This window comes from Burkholderia anthinoferrum, assembly GCF_002925705.1.
GTDB classification, from domain to species: domain Bacteria; phylum Pseudomonadota; class Gammaproteobacteria; order Burkholderiales; family Burkholderiaceae; genus Burkholderia; species Burkholderia semiarida.
This window is the reverse complement of sequence record NZ_LFZP01000052.1, coordinates 47,466-62,625: the sequence shown is the minus strand read 5'-3', so window position 1 is coordinate 62,625 and position 15,160 is coordinate 47,466. Positions and strand designations below refer to the sequence as shown.

General features: G+C 69.3%; 13 protein-coding genes. 10 read left to right on the top strand and 3 right to left on the bottom strand.

The features are described 5' to 3' along the window. Positions 1 to 25: 25 nt before the first annotated feature. The 3 genes from ftsH to C5F75_RS22930 are packed head-to-tail and all read right to left on the bottom strand — an operon-like array spanning position 26 to position 3,168. Complete coding sequence (gene ftsH / locus C5F75_RS22940) at positions 26 to 1,939, bottom strand: ATP-dependent zinc metalloprotease FtsH (protein ID WP_047852865.1); 1,914 nt, start codon at positions 1,937 to 1,939, stop codon at positions 26 to 28. A 33-nt stretch (positions 1,940 to 1,972) separates the two neighbouring features. Then, positions 1,973 to 2,482 carry a BCAM0308 family protein gene (locus C5F75_RS22935; RefSeq protein ID WP_046546588.1) on the bottom strand — a complete coding sequence of 170 codons (510 nt, stop codon included), beginning with the start codon at positions 2,480 to 2,482 and terminating at the stop codon, positions 1,973 to 1,975. A gap of 38 nt (positions 2,483 to 2,520) precedes the next feature. Then, the gene (locus tag C5F75_RS22930) at positions 2,521 to 3,168 is read right to left on the bottom strand and encodes a BON domain-containing protein (RefSeq protein WP_060009720.1); all 648 of its coding nucleotides are present in this window, start codon (positions 3,166 to 3,168) and stop codon (positions 2,521 to 2,523) included. A gap of 288 nt (positions 3,169 to 3,456) precedes the next feature. On the opposite strand from C5F75_RS22930, the gene C5F75_RS22925 reads away from it, so the two are divergent. The 10 genes from C5F75_RS22925 (at position 3,457) to C5F75_RS22880 (ending at position 15,142) form a co-directional block, all read left to right on the top strand. Next, a complete protein-coding gene (locus C5F75_RS22925; protein ID WP_046547313.1) occupies positions 3,457 to 3,645 on the top strand; it encodes a DUF2964 family protein in 189 nt (62 codons plus the stop codon). 206 nt (positions 3,646 to 3,851) lie between these two features. Then, a complete protein-coding gene (locus C5F75_RS22920; RefSeq protein WP_060009717.1) occupies positions 3,852 to 5,360 on the top strand; it encodes an efflux transporter outer membrane subunit in 1,509 nt (502 codons plus the stop codon). Continuing rightward, entirely contained in the window at positions 5,357 to 6,430 is a 1,074-nt protein-coding gene (locus tag C5F75_RS22915) for an HlyD family secretion protein (RefSeq protein WP_060009714.1), read from the top strand. Before C5F75_RS22920 ends, C5F75_RS22915 begins: the two co-directional genes overlap by 4 nt. After that, a complete protein-coding gene (rbbA, locus tag C5F75_RS22910; RefSeq protein WP_104012787.1) occupies positions 6,427 to 9,261 on the top strand; it encodes a ribosome-associated ATPase/putative transporter RbbA in 2,835 nt (944 codons plus the stop codon). The genes C5F75_RS22915 and rbbA overlap by 4 nt, the downstream gene beginning before the upstream one ends. 2 nt (positions 9,262 to 9,263) lie before the next feature. Next, positions 9,264 to 10,388, top strand: a complete 1,125-nt coding sequence (locus tag C5F75_RS22905) for an ABC transporter permease (protein ID WP_046546583.1) — start codon at positions 9,264 to 9,266, stop codon at positions 10,386 to 10,388. Between the two features lie 164 nt (positions 10,389 to 10,552). After that, positions 10,553 to 10,741 (top strand): DUF2964 family protein, encoded by a 189-nt coding sequence (locus C5F75_RS22900; RefSeq protein ID WP_060009840.1) that lies wholly within the window; start codon positions 10,553 to 10,555, stop codon positions 10,739 to 10,741. Between the two features lie 28 nt (positions 10,742 to 10,769). Then, complete coding sequence (locus C5F75_RS22895; RefSeq protein ID WP_104012786.1) at positions 10,770 to 11,906, top strand: ABC transporter permease; 1,137 nt, start codon at positions 10,770 to 10,772, stop codon at positions 11,904 to 11,906. Continuing rightward, the gene (locus tag C5F75_RS22890) at positions 11,903 to 12,607 is read left to right on the top strand and encodes an ABC transporter ATP-binding protein (RefSeq protein ID WP_174242195.1); all 705 of its coding nucleotides are present in this window, start codon (positions 11,903 to 11,905) and stop codon (positions 12,605 to 12,607) included. The genes C5F75_RS22895 and C5F75_RS22890 overlap by 4 nt, the downstream gene beginning before the upstream one ends. Beyond that, positions 12,604 to 13,689, top strand: coding sequence for an HlyD family secretion protein (locus C5F75_RS22885; RefSeq protein WP_104012785.1), 1,086 nt, complete (start codon positions 12,604 to 12,606; stop codon positions 13,687 to 13,689). The genes C5F75_RS22890 and C5F75_RS22885 overlap by 4 nt, the downstream gene beginning before the upstream one ends. Next, the gene (locus C5F75_RS22880; RefSeq protein WP_060009705.1) at positions 13,667 to 15,142 is read left to right on the top strand and encodes an efflux transporter outer membrane subunit; all 1,476 of its coding nucleotides are present in this window, start codon (positions 13,667 to 13,669) and stop codon (positions 15,140 to 15,142) included. The genes C5F75_RS22885 and C5F75_RS22880 overlap by 23 nt, the downstream gene beginning before the upstream one ends. Positions 15,143 to 15,160 lie beyond the last annotated feature (18 nt).

The following is a 15,160-nucleotide window of genomic DNA, read 5'->3' as shown; positions in this document are numbered from 1 at the left end:
CTGATCGACGGTGGCCGCCAGCCGGTCAGGCCGACGTGTCCGTGGCCGTGGCCGGCTCCGCATCGGCGTGCGCCGGTTCGGGCGGGCCGATGCCGTCGTCCGGCGGCGTAATGAGCGCCACCAGTGTGTCGTGATCGACCGATTCGTGCTGCAGCAGGCAGCGCGCGATCCGTTCGAGCGCGTCGCGATGCTCGCCGAGCGTCGCCGCGACCCGTACGTGCGCGTCTTCGAGCAGCGCGCGCACCTCCTCGTCGATCAACTGCGCGGTGTGTTCGCTGCACCGGCCGTCACCCGGCGTCCACACGCCGGGCGAACCGCCCTGCGGGGTCGCATCGTCGAGCGTCGCGAGACCGAGCTTCTCGCTCATCCCGTACTGCATGACCATGTGGCGCGCCAGCGCGGTCGCACGTTCGAGATCGTTCTGCGCGCCGGTCGACACGTCGCCGAACGCGATCTCCTCGGCTACCCGGCCACCGAGCAGCACGTCGAGCCGGTCGAGCAGCTCGCTCTTGCGCAGCACGTAGCGATCCTCGGTCGGCACCTGCTGCGTGTAGCCGAGCGCCGCGATGCCGCGCGGGATGATCGACACCTTCTTCACCGGGTCGCAATGCACGCGGCTTTGCGCGACGAGCGCGTGCCCCGCCTCGTGGTACGCGATGGTCCGCTTTTCCTCGTCGTTCATCACGCGGCTCTTGCGCTCCATGCCCGTCATCGCGCGGTCGATCGCTTCGTCGAAGTCGGCCATGCCGATCGCCTGCTTGCCGAGTTCGGCCGCGTGCAGCGCGGCCTCGTTGACGACGTTCGCGAGATCCGCGCCGACGAAGCCCGGCGTGCGCTGCGCCAGCTCGGCCAGGTCGACTTCCGGGGCCAGCTTCACGCGCTTCGTGTGCACGGCCAGGATCTGCTTGCGGCCGGTCAGGTCGGGCCGGTCGATCGCGATGTGGCGGTCGAAGCGCCCGGGCCGCAGCAGCGCGGGATCGAGGATCTCGGGCCGGTTCGTCGCGGCCATGATGATCACGCCCGAATTGGCCTGGAAGCCGTCCATCTCGACGAGCAGCTGGTTGAGCGTCTGCTCGCGCTCGTCGTTGCCGGACATCAGGCCGACGCCGCGCGCCTTGCCGAGCGCATCGAGTTCGTCGATGAACACGATGCACGGCGCCTTCTGCTGCGCCTGCTCGAACAGGTCGCGCACGCGTGCCGCGCCGACCCCGACGAACATCTCGACGAACGCCGAGCCGCTGATCGTGAAGAACGGCACGGCCGCCTCGCCGGCCACCGCTCGCGCGAGCAGCGTCTTGCCGGTGCCGGGCGCGCCGACGATCAGCACGCCTTTCGGGATCTTGCCGCCGAGCCGCTGGTAGCGTTCAGGATTGCGCAGGAACGCGACGATCTGCTGCAGCTCGGCCTTCGCCTCGTCGATGCCGGCGATGTCGTCGAACGTGATGCCGGTTTCCTGCTGCACGTACACGCGGGCCTGACTCTTGCCCATGCCGCTCAGGTCACGGACCCCGCCCGGCCTGCGCATCATGAAGCTCCAGAACGTCACGAGGACGATCACCGGCAACATCCATCCGGCAAGCGTTTCGAGCCAGCCCGAATCCGGCGCGCCGCGATAGCGGATGCCGGCGGCCGTGAGTTCGGCGACGAGACGATCGTCAGCGACCCGGTTGGTCGTGAAGCGCCACGGCGGCCCCGCCTTTTTCACGGCGGCCGCGTCGGAGGCCGGCAGGTTCGCACCGGCCTGCGGCATGCGCAGCACGCCCGAAATCGACGACGGGCCGATGTCCAGATCGTCGACGAGCCGCGCGTCGACCAGCCGGTGAAAGTCGCTGTACGAGATCGACGTCGTGGCCGGCTGGGCCATCAGCAGCTGATACGCCACCAGCACGGCAAATACGAACGGGATCAGCAGTCCGGAGTAATCGAATGATTTTTTCATCGCATCAGGCCCGCTCGCCGGACACACCGCCGTTCATGCATCGTCGCGCGTCCATTGCGCGCGCAGCATGTCCTCGCCATCGCGATAGTTGAGCGCGAGATCGCCGTGATGCGCATGCAGCAATGCTTCCCCCAGCCTTCGCACCATGTGCACGCCGGTCGTGCGGACGACGAGCGTATCGCCGGATTGCTCGATTTCCATGATGCGTTCGAGCGCGTGCTCGCTCGTCTCCAGGTCGGCCTGGCGCTCGAGCAGGTCGAGAATCGTCGCCCGGTGCGCGCGCAGGTACGCGCCGTGCAACACCAGCTCGCCCGCCGGCAGGTTTTCTCGCATGCGCTTGCAGGCCGGGCATTCGAGCTGGCGCCGGTCGAGCGGTGTCGCGTACCACGTCCAGCGGCCCGCATCGCAGACGGCGCCGCAGCCTTCGCAGATCCGGTCGCCCTTCGGCCGCTTCGGATCGCGGTAACTGTCCTTCGTATGCGGCTGCATCCGCTGGTCGCGGCGCAGAGCGTTTCGGCCCGGGCCTGAATTCGAACGGTTCATGACTGCTTCTCCTTGCAGTAGATAGCATGGGCTGGCCGTCAGCCGACGGTGAGCCGGTCGACGACCTCTCGGACACCTCTCACCGACCCGGCCGCGCCGCACGCGGCGCGCCTTTCGGCAAGCGACGCGACCTTGCCCGTCAGCGTGATGACGCCGTCGACCGCGTCGATCGCAATGGCCGCGGATTCGCGTTGCGCGCGACGCGCCAGCGCTTCGGCGATCCGCATGCCGACGTCCGGCACCGTGTGGTCCGTGCGCACCCGGATCCGGTTCGCGACGCCGACGACGCCGATCATCCGGCTGACCATCTTTTCGGCCGCGCGACTCTGGTATGCATGATCGACTTCGCCGTCGAGCGTCACGCAACCGTGGTCGACCTCGACGCGAATCTTGTGATCGCGCAGCGCCTCCTGCCAGCCGAGCGCGAACGTGATGGCGATTGCCAGCTCCTGATCCGCGCACGCGCTTTCCGGCGGCGTGACGTTCAGTTCGAGCACGAGCGCGCGCGCATCCTCGACGTGCAGCGCCGTTTTCTGCGCCTCGAGCTTCTGGGCCCAGCTGTCGACCGAGCCGCGCAACGTGACGATCCGGTCGCTTACGTCGACGTCGATCCGCCGCGCATCGATCGCCGGATTCCAGAACAGCGCCTGCTCGACGTCCTGCTTGAGTGCTGCATCGGACTTCATTTCCGTCTCCCGTTGGGCCGCACCGGTCGTGACATTCGCGACATTCGCGATCGGCGATCGTGCCGCACCGGATTCAGCATCGCGCACGCCGGCGCCGGCGGGTTGACGAGGATCAACCAACGGCGTGCCGGCGGCTGCGGCCGCCGGGTGCGCGAATGCCGGATTCGTCCATTGATACAGATCAACCGTGCGGCAAAGCGCAACGCGATCATGACGCCAGACACCGCGAAACCCGCGCCGACCCGCGCGGTTCGCATCCGCACGACAGCCACCCCGCAGGAGACCGTCATGACCCGCAGGCAATACCGCATCGCGCTCGCGACGCTCAGCGTGTTCATCGCGCTCGCATCGCTGGCCGGCATCATTCACGGGATGCTGTTCGACGAGCGGGTTTTCAGATACTCGATCGTCACGCTGATCCTGAGCATTCTCTCGTTCGTCGTCCTGCTGAACCTCGCTCCGGGCGACCGGCCGTGACGCGCACGACGGCGTCGGGCCGCGCGCAATCCGCCGGCCCCGGGCCGTTCTCACCCGCCTGTCAACCGAAGCACCGCTCGAAACGCATTCCCGTCGAAGTGATTCAGATCAAGGGTAGGAGCGTCATTCGTCGGATATAAGTGAACCCGAAGCGGCGCCGCCACGTGGCAGCGCCCCCCGCGTTTCCGTATTCGCCGAGGCATTCCATGCGCGCCATCGCGCTTCCCGTCGTGTTCCGCAGAGCAGCGTCCCGATCCGCGTATTTCGTTGCGCTCGCAACGGGTATCGGCCTGCTGTCCGGATGTCTGTCGCTCGCACCGCCGGACCAGCGCCCCGCAGCGCCGATCCCGGCCACCTTTCCGGATCCGTCGGCCGGCGCCCCGCCCGGCGCTACTGACGCAGTTGCGCCGGTGCCCGCGTGGCAGGACTACTTCGTCGATGCGCGCCTTCGAGCGCTGATCGCGCAGGCGCTGGCCAACAACCGCGACCTGCGCGCGGCCGTTGCGCGGGTCGAACAGGCCCGCGCCGCCTATGGCATCCGCCGCGCGGACCAGTGGCCGACGATCGGTGCCGGCGCGGCCTATGCACGGTTTCGCGCACCGGGCGGGTTCCTCACGCCCGCCCCGTTCATCGGGCAGGTCTACGACGTCCAGCTGGCCGAAACGCAATGGGAACTCGATTTCTGGGGCCGCGTGCGCGGCCTGAAGGACGCGGCGCTGCAGCGCTATCTCGCGAGCGACGCGGCCCGGCGTGCCGCGACGCTGAGCGTGATCACGTCGGTCGCCAACGCGTATCTGACACTGTGCGAATACGACGAGCGCATCGCGCTGACCCGCGCGACGATCGACACGCGCCGCGAGTCGCTGCGGATTTTCCGGCTTCGCCAGGCGGCCGGCGCGATCTCCCGCCTCGACCTGACGCAGGCCGAGATCCTGCTGCAGCAGGCGGAGTCCCTCGGCGCCCAGTTGCAGCAGGCGCGCGCGTCGGCGGCCGATGCGCTGGCCCTGCTGGTCGGCGCGCCGCCGGATCTGGCCGGCACGCCGCTCGTGCTCGACGACGGCGCCGTCGCGCCGTCGCTCGCGCCCGGCCTGCCGTCGTCGCTGCTCGCCCGGCGGCCGGACGTGATCGCGGCCGAGCACGCGCTGCAGGCGGCCCGCGCGAACATCGGCGCGGCGCGCGCCGCCTTTTTCCCGCGCATCGCGCTGACGAGCTCGATCGGCTCGGGCAGCAGCGCGCTGCATGACCTCCTGACATCCAGCACCGGCGTCTGGTCGGTGATCCCGAACGTGACGCTGCCGCTGATCGACGGGGGCCGCAACCGCTCGAATCTCGCGCTGGCGCACGCGCAGCGCGACGAAGCGCTCGCGCAGTACGAGCGGACGATGCAGAGCGCGTTTCGCGACGTGTCCGACGCGCTCGCGTCGCGCTACTGGCTGGCCGACGAGGTGCGCATCGAGCGCGCGACGCTGGACTCACAGGCCGAACGGGCGCGCCTCGCGAAGCTGCGCTACGACAGCGGCGCGACCCGGTTCCTCGAGGTGCTCGACGCGCAGCGCGACCTGATGAACGCGGAGCAGCAATGGGTGATGACGCGCCGCGCACTGCTGTCGAGCCGCGTCGCGCTCTATGGCGCGCTCGGCGGCGCCACGCAAGACAGCGACGCGGCCGCCGCGCCACCGAACAACGCATCGACGAATCCGGATTCCCCACGATGAAAACCCTCAAGCGCCCTCTTCTGATCGGGGCAGGCGTCGCCGTGCTCGCGATCGCCATCACGTATTACGGATGGACGCGCTGGCGTGACGGCCAGGCCGATGCCGGCCTCGTGAGCGGCAACGGCCGTATCGAAGCGACCGAAATCGACGTCGCGACCAAGCTGCCGGGGCGCGTCACCGCGATGCTCGTCGACGAAGGCGACTTCGTGACCGCCGGCCAGCCGCTCGCGCGCATGGACGTGGTCGTCCTGCAGGCGCAGCTCGACGAAGCGCGCGCGCGGGAGCAGCAGGCGGTGAACACGGCCGCGAGCATCGACGCGCAGGTCGCGCAGCGGCGCAGCGACAAGGCGGCGGCCGAGGCCGTCGTCGTCCAGCGGGAAAGCGAACTGGATGCGGCGACGCGGCGGCTCGCCCGTTCCGAGACGCTGTCGCGCGACGGCGCATCGTCGATGCAGGAGCTCGACGACGACCGCGCGCGCGCCGGCAGCCTGCGGGCGACCGTGAACGCGGCGCGCGCGCAGGTACAGGCCGCGCAGGCCGCGATCGACGCGACCCGCGCGCAGCTCGTCGCCGCGCGCTCCGCCGTGACGGCCGCGCAGGCAACGGTCGCGCGCGTGCAGGCCGACATCTCGGACAGCGCCCTGACATCGCCGCGCGACGGGCGCGTGCAGTATCGCGTGGCCGAATCGGGCGAAGTGCTGCCGGCCGGCGGCAAGGTGCTCAACGTGGTCGACCTGTCGGATGTCTACATGACGTTCTTCCTGCCCGAGACGGTCGTCGGCCGGGTGCCGCTCGGCGCCGACGTGCGGATCGTGCTCGACGCGGCACCGGAATACGTGATTCCGGCCCGCGTGTCGTACGTGTCGAGCACCGCGCAGTTCACGCCGAAGACGGTCGAGACGGCCACCGAACGGCAGAAGCTGATGTTCCGCGTGAAGGCGCGCATCGACCGCGACTTGCTGCAGCGCCATCTGAAGCTCGTCAAGACCGGGCTGCCGGGTGTGGCGTGGCTCAAGCCCGATCCGAACGCCGCATGGCCCGCGCGCCTCGCGATCAAGGTTCCCCAATGAAGTCGACGCTCCCGGCCGACCCCGCCGCCGGCGCAACCGAGGGGCCGCCGGTTCCCGAGCCCGTCGCGCGGCTGTCCGGCGTCTCGCTGCGCTACGGCGGCAAGGCCGCGCTCGACGACGTGACGCTCGACATCCCGGCCGGCCGCATGGTCGGGCTGATCGGGCCGGACGGCGTCGGCAAGTCGAGCCTGCTCGCACTCATTTCCGGCGCACGCGCGATCCAGCAGGGGCGCGTGTGGGCCCTCGGCGGCGACCTGTCGTCGCGCCGTCATCGTGCGCGCGTCTGCCGGCGCATCGCCTACATGCCGCAAGGGCTGGGCCGGAACCTGTACGCGACGCTGTCCGTCGAGGAAAACCTGCAGTTCTTCGCCAGGCTGTTCGGCCACGACGCGGCGGAGCGGCGCCGGCGGATCGACGCGCTCACGCACAGCACCGGCCTGCACCCGTTCCTGGACCGGCCCGCCGGCAAACTGTCCGGCGGCATGAAGCAGAAGCTCGGCCTGTGTTGCGCGCTGATCCACGATCCGGACCTGCTGATCCTCGACGAACCGACGACCGGCGTCGATCCGCTGTCGCGCGCCCAGTTCTGGGAGCTGATCGGGCGCATTCGCGCCGCGCGGCCGGCGATGAGCGTGCTGGTGGCCACCGCGTACATGGACGAGGCCCGGCGATTCGACCGGCTGATCGCGATGGACGCCGGGCGCGTGCTGGCAACCGGCAGCCCGGACGCGCTGCTGGCCCGCACCGGCTGCGGCACGCTCGAGGATGCGTTCGTCGCGTTGCTCCCCGACGCGCAGCGGCGCGGGCACCAGCCGATCCGGATCGCGCCGTTCCAGCCCGATGCAGCCGCCGGCTACGCGATCGAGGCCGACGGGCTGACGATGCGGTTCGGCGATTTCGTCGCGGTCGATCACGTCAGCCTGCAGATCCGTCGCGGCGAGATCTTCGGCTTCCTCGGCTCCAACGGCTGCGGCAAGTCGACGACGATGAAGATGCTCACGGGGCTGCTTCCCGCATCCGAAGGCACGGCGACGCTGTTCGGCCAGCCGGTCGCGGCGGACGACATCGACACGCGCCGGCGGGTCGGCTACATGTCGCAAGGGTTTTCGCTGTACGGGGAGCTGACCGTGCGGCAGAACCTCGTGCTGCATGCGCGCCTGTTCGGCGTGCCGGAGGCGGACGTGCCCGGGCGGATCGCCGAAATGGCCGAGCGCTTCGGGCTGGCCGGCTCGCTCGACGCATTGCCCGAACGCCTGCCGCTCGGCATGCGGCAGCGGCTGTCCCTCGCGGTGGCGATGGTGCACAAGCCCGAGCTGCTGATCCTCGACGAGCCGACGTCCGGGGTGGACCCGGTCGCGCGGGACGACTTCTGGCGGCTGATGATCGAGCTGGCGCGGCACGATCGCGTGACGATCTTCATCTCGACGCACTTCATGAACGAAGCCGAACGCTGCGATCGCATCTCGCTGATGCACGCGGGCCGCGTGCTCGCCAGCGCCGCCCCGGCGGAGCTCGTGCGCACGCGCGGCGCCGGCTCGCTCGAGGAAGCGTTCATCGCGTACCTGACCGACGCGCAGCAAGCGGAGAGCCCGCCGGCGGACGAGGCGTCCGACGCGGGCTGGCTGGGCACGCCGCCCGACACCGCCGAATCCGCCGAATCCGCCGACACCACCGGCGCCCGTGCCGGCGCCGGCCGCGCGGCCGCGTGGTTCAGCCCCGCACGCGCCGGCAGCTACCTGTGGCGCGAACTGCTGGAGCTGCGCCGCGACCCGCTGCGGGCGACGCTCGCGCTGTTCGGGTCGCTCGTGCTGATGTGCGTGATCAGCATCGGCATCAGCCTCGACGTCGACAACCTGACGTTCGCGGTGCTCGACCGCGACCAGTCGATCCTGAGCCAGGACTATGCGCAGAACCTCGGCGGCTCCCGCTACTTCGTGCCGCGCGCCCCGCTCGTGGACGATCGCGATATCGACCGGCGCATGCGCAACGGCCAGTTGTCGCTCGCGATCGAGATTCCGCCCGGCTTCGCCCGCGACGTCGCGCACGGCCGGCACGTCGAGATCGGCGCGTGGATCGACGGCGCGATGCCGATGCGCGCGGAGACGATCCGCGGCTACGTCGCCGGCATGCACGAGAACTGGCTGCGCGACCAGGCGAAGCGCCGGCTCGGCGTGTCGCTCGCGCCTGCCGTCGAGATCGCCGTCCGCTATCGCTACAACCCGGACGTCAGGAGCCTGCCGGCGATGATCCCGGCCATCATGCCGATGCTGCTGCTGATGCTCCCCGCGATGCTGACGGCGCTGGCCGTCGTCCGCGAACGGGAGCTCGGCTCGATCGTCAACCTGTACGTGACGCCCGTCACCCGCGCCGAATTCCTGCTCGGCAAGCAGGCGCCCTACGTGATGCTGGCCATGCTGAACTTCCTGCTGATGGTCGTGCTGGCCGACATCGCGTTCGGCGTGCGGATCAAGGGCAGCTTCTTCACGCTCGCGGCCGCGGTGCTGGTCTTCAACGTGGTGGCCACGGGCATCGGGCTGTTCGCGTCGACGTTCACGCGCAGCCAGATCGCCGCGATCTTCATGACGATCGTCGGCACGCTGATTCCCGTGGTGCAGTTCTCGGGGCTGCTCACGCCATTGTCGTCGCTGGAGGGCGCCGGCAAGTGGATCGGCACGGTCTACCCGGCCACCTACATGCTCGCGATCAGCCGCGGCGTGTTCAACAAGGCACTCGGCCTGGGCGACCTGTCGTCGCAGTTCTGGCCGCTGCTCGCGGCAGCGCCGGCCATCCTGGTCATGACCGCCGTGCTGCTGCGCAAACAGGAGCGCTGACCATGTCGCGCCTGCTCGTCATTTTCCGGCTCGGGGTCAAGGAGCTCTGGAGCCTCGCCCGCGATCCGATCCTGCTCGTGCTGATCGTCTATACGTTCAGCGCGTCGATCTACGTCGCGGCCACCGCGCGCCCGGAAACGCTGCACAAGGTGCCGATCGCGATCGTCGACGAGGATGCATCGCCGCTGTCCGCGCGCATCGTCGCGGCGTTCTTCCCGCCGCAGTTCGCGCCGCCCCCGATCGTCGGCGCGGCCGCGGCAGACCGCGGCCTCGACAACGGCGACTACACGTTCTCGCTCGACATTCCGCCGGATTTCCAGCGCGACGTGCTGGCCGGCCGCCCTGCGACGATCCAGCTCAACGTCGACGCGACCCGCATGACGCAGGCGTTTACCGGCGGCGGCTACGTGCAGCAGATCGTGTCGGGCGAGATCGATGCATTCGTTCGGCGCTATCGCGGCGCATCGTCGCCGCCCGTCGATCTCGCGATGCGGATGCGCTTCAACCCGAATCTCGACGAGGTGTGGTTCGGCGCGCTGATGGAGCTGATCAACAACGTGACGATGCTGTCGATGATCCTCACCGGGGCCGCGCTGATCCGCGAGCGCGAGCACGGCACGATCGAGCATCTGCTCGTGATGCCGGTGACGGCGGCCGAGATCATGCTCGCGAAGGTGTGGTCGATGGGGCTCGTCGTCACGGTGGCGGCCGTCGCATCGCTGACGCTGGTCGTGGGCGGGGCGCTGCACGTGCCGATTCCGGGCTCCATCCCGCTGTTCGTGGCCGGCATGGCGCTGCACCTGTTCGCGACGACGTCGATGGGCATCTTTCTCGCGACGCTCGTGCGCAGCATGCCGCAGTTCGGGATGCTGCTGGTGCTCGTGCTGCTGCCGCTGCAGTTGCTGTCGGGCGGCCTGACGCCGCGCGAAAGCATGCCGCTCGCCGTGCAGGACATCATGCTGGCCGCGCCGACCACGCATTTCGTCGAACTCGCGCAACGCATCCTGTACCGGGGCGCCGGCCTCGATGCGGTCTGGATCCAGTTCGTGGTGCTGTTCGCGATCGGTTGCGTGCTGTTCCTGCTGTCGCTGATGCGCTTTCGCAAGACCATCACGCAGATGGCGTAAGCGGCCCGTCGGGCGCCCGGATTCGTCCGTTGATACAGATCAACCGTGCCGGAACCTTGCACGCGATCATGACGTCACGACTTGCGCAATCCGTAGCGGCCGCGATCGCGGCCACGCGGCATCGCGCTCACGGGCGGCCGGCGGCCGCCTCCCTGGAGAACGCCATGATGCGCCTGCCAAACCGGATCGTTCTTGCCACGCTCGGCGTGTTCATCGCACTCGCGTCGCTGCTGGGCGTCGTGCACGCGATGCTGGTCGGCGTGCATGTGCTTCCATACGCGATCGTCGCGCTGGTGGCGGGCAGCGCCGCCTTCGTCGCGCAGCCGGATCCGGGCGCCGGCGAGCATTCATGATGCGCTCGTACCCGGCTCACGCCCCATCATGAACGGCATCCTCCGCCTCGCGTTCAAGCTGCTCGTGAACGACAGCGCGAAGTTCACCGCGCTGACTATCGGCATCACGTTCTCGGTGCTGCTGATGATCCAGATGACGTCGCTGTTCGCCGGGATCCAGAACAAGTCGTCGGCGTCCGTGATCAACATCGGCGCGAAGGTGTGGGTGATGGACCCGGCCGTGAAGACGATCGCGAACAGCATCGGCATGCCCGGCTACGTGCTCGACGCGGTACGCAGCATCGATGGCGTCAAGTATGCGGTGCCGCTCTACTCCGGCGGCGCGCTCGTCAAGCTGCGCTCCGGCACCTATCAGGCGGTGACGATCGTCGGCCTGGACGATGCGAGCCTGCTCGGCCGGCCGACGATGCTGCAGGGCCGGATCGAGGACATCTACGCGGAGAACGGCTTCATCGCGATCCGGGATCCGGAGTTTCCGAAGCTCGAGAATCCGGCCGTCGGCACCGATTTCGAGCTGAACGACCATCGCGGCGTGATCGTCGGCATCGCAAAAGTGGCGGCCAGCGGCCTGTTCGGCACGCCCACGCTCTATACGACCTACGCGCGCGCGATCCGCTACATCCCGTCGCCGCGCTTCACGACGTCCTACATCCTCGTCGAGCCGAAGTCGGAGGCGGACATCGCGCACATCAAGGCCGTCGTGACGTCGCTCGGCTATCGCGCTTACACGCGCGACGAATTCATCGCGCAGATCGCACGCTTCTACAAGTACGAGACGGGGCTCGGCACCAACATCATGCTGATGACGATCATCAGCTTCATCATCGGCCTGTCGATCTCCGGCCAGACGTTCTATGCATTCATCCTAGAAAACCTCGACAAGTTCGGCGCGCTGAAGGCGATCGGCGCGAAAAGCCGCGAGCTGGTCGCGATGATCCTGTTCCAGGCGACGTTCACCGCGCTGACCGGCTACGGCATCGGCGTCGGCCTGTGCGTGCTGATGATCAGTCTCGCGAAGCTGCAGATTCCCGATTACGCGGCGCTCGTCACGTTCGGCAACCTGGCGCTCGCGTTCGGGATGGTGGTGGTGATCGCGACGATCTCGAGCTATCTCGGCGTGCGCCGCGTGCTGCGCATCGAGCCGTTCGACATCTTCCGGGGCTGACGATGGCGAAAGTCGCGATCGACGCGCGCGGCGTCACCAAATGGTTCGGCGAAGGCGACGCGCGCACGCAGGCATTGTGCGAGGTGTCGATGCAGGCGAACTTCGGCGAGATGCTGCTGATCGTCGGGCCGTCCGGCAGCGGCAAGACGACGCTGCTCAGCGTGATCTCGGGCATCCTGCGGCCGGAATCGGGCTCGGTGTCGATCGACGGCGTCGACCTGTGGGCGCAGCCGAACGACGCGATCGCCGATTTCCGGCTGAACCGGATCGGCTTCGTCTTTCAGGACTATCACCTGTTTCCGAAGCTGACGACGGCCGAGAACGTCGCGATTCCGCTGATCCTGAAGCGCCGGCCGTGGGACGAAGCGCTGCACGAAGCGCTCGGCTATCTCGACGTCGTCGGGCTCGGCAATCGTGCGCAACTGCCGCCCGTCAAGCTGTCCGGCGGCGAGCAGCAGCGCGTGGCGATCGCGCGCGCAATCGTCAGCCAGCCCGACCTGCTGATCCTCGACGAGCCCACCGCGTCGCTCGACGGCGACACGGGCCGCATGATCATCGACTTCGTCAAGCACCAGGTGCTGAACGACACGCGCTGCATCGTGATCGTCACGCACGATGCGCGGATCTTCGAGTACGCGGACCGCATCCTGCGGATGGAGGACGGCAAGCTGAACGGCATCGACCGCGGAGGTGCGCGATGAAGCACCGGCTCGTGTTCGTGGCGGCGGTGCTCGGTTTCCTGGCCAGCCTCGTCGCCGCATGGGTGTACAGCCGCCAGGAGCCGCCGCAGCCGCCGGTGTTCAAGCCGGCCGCCAATCCGTACGCGCGCGGCGTCTATGCGAACGGGATCGTCGAGAGCGAGCAGCCGGCCGGAGCGAACGTGAACGTCTACCCGGACGTGACGGGCGCGGTGACGCGCATCCTCGTGCACGACGGCGATCCGGTGAAGGCCGGCGATGCGCTGCTGACGATCGACGACTCGGTGCAGCGCGCCACCGCCGCGCAGCTTGCGGCGCAGGCCGACGCGGCCGCCGCGCTGCTCGACGAGCTGAAGGCACAGCCGCGCTGCGAGGTGCTCGACGTGGCGAGCGCGCAGACCACAGCCGCGCAGGCCAGCCTGAAGCTCGCGCAGGATCAGTACGACAAGCAGCGGCACGCGTACGACATCGACCCGAAGGCCGTGAGCCGCGACGCACTCGATACGGCCGCGAACGCGGTACGTGTCGCGGCGGCCAACCTCGACGTCGTGATGCGGCAGTATCGCCTGACGAAAGCCGGCGCGTGGCGCTACGACGTGCGCAACCAGGAAGCGCAGGCCGTCGCGCTGCGGCGTGCGGCCGACGCGGCCGCCGCGCTGCTGGCCCGCTACACGCTGCGCGCGCCGGCCGACGGCACCGTGCTCGCGATGAACGCGGCAGTCGGCTCGTACCTGACTTCGCAGGGGCTGTACGACACCTACACGCAGGGCAACGCGCCCGTCGCGGTGCTCGGCACGCCGGTCGACCGCCTGCAGGTGCGCTGCTACATCGACGAAATCCTGATCCATCAGCTGCCCGACCTGCACGCGCTGAAGGCGCACATGTTCGTGCGCGGCACGTCGGTCGAGGCCGACCTCCAGTTCGTCCGCGTGCAGCCGTACGTGACGCCGAAAATCGAATTGTCCGACCAGCGCACCGAGCGTGTCGACGTACGCGTGCTGCCGGTCATTTTCCGTATCGTCCCGAACAAGGCTGTCCGGTTGTTTCCCGGGCAGATCGTCGATGTGTACGTGGCCGGCAAGTAATCGCCTCGTCCACCGGATGTCGGGCGCGGCGGCCGTGCTCGCGGCCGCCGCGTCGCTGGCCGGATGCATGGTCGGGCCCGACTTCAAGCGTCCGCCCGTTCCGCGTGTCTCGCGTTTCGTCGCGGCGGACGCCGCCGCCGGCGCGTGGACGGCAGGCGGCCAGGCACAGGCGCTGTCGGCGGGCGAGCCGCTCACGCGCGACTGGTGGACCCGCTTCGGCAGCCGCGCGATCGACTCGACCGTCGGCGAGGCACTGACCGGCAGTCCGACGCTCGATCTTGCCGAGGCAACGCTGCGGCGCAGCGAACATGCGCTGCGGGCCGGCGAAGGCGTCTTCTTTCCGCAGGCCGATGCGCAGGCCGGCGCGTCGCGCCAGCGTGACACGCCGCTGCGCACCGGGCAGGCACTGCCGGCATCGATCTTCAACCTGTACACGCTATCCGCGACGGTCAGCTACACGCTCGACCTGTGGGGCGGCGAGCGGCGCCAGATCGAGGCGCTGGCGGCCGATGTCGACGCACGGCGCCAGGCGCTCGCGGGCGCGTACCTGATGCTGAGCGCCAACGTCGTCAACACGATGATCGCGCGCGCCGCGTATCGCGACGAAGCCGCGGCCACGCGCGAAATGATCGGCCTGCTCGACGAGCAGATCCGCCTGACGCGCGCGCAGGTCACGGCCGGCGCGGCAGCCTACGTCGCCGTGCTCACGCTGGAATCGCAGCGCGCGTCGCTCGAAGCGACGCTGCCCGTGCTCGATCAGAAACGCGCGCAGGCCGACGACCTGCTCGCACTGCTGGCGGGCCGCTACCCCGTCGACTGGCAGACGCCCGACCTGTCGCTCGAGCGCATCGCGCTGCCGGCGCGCTTGCCGGATACGGCGCCGTCGTCACTGGTGCGCCGCCGGCCGGACATCCTGCAGGCGGAAGCGCAGTTGCACGCGGCCAGCGCGCAAGTCGGCGTCGCGACGGCCGCGCTTTATCCGACGCTCACGCTGTCCGCGTCGGGCGGTTTCGACAGCATCGTCGCCGGCCGGCTGTTCGCGCCGGCCGGCCGTGCATGGAGTGTCGGCGCCGGGCTCACCGCGCCGCTCTTTCACGGCGGCACGCTGCTGAACCAGCGGCGCGCGGCGCAGGACGCGTACGAAGAGGCCGACGCGACCTACCGGCAAGTGGTGCTGTCGGCGTTCTCGCAGGTCGCCGACACGTTGCGCGCGCTCGCAAACGATGCAACGGCACTCGATGCGCAGGTCCGCGCGATGGCCGCGGCCCGCGATGCGCTGACGCTCACGCAGGCCGGCTACGACGCGGGGATTTCGGGTTATGTGCCGTTGCTGGTCGCCGACGTGCAATACCATCAGGCGCGCCTGGCGTGGCTGCAGGCGCTCGCGCAGCGGCTGCAGGACACGGTCGCGTTCTACGTCGCGCTCGGCGGCGGCTGGGGCGACGCGGGCTGAAACGAGGCGGTGCGTGCG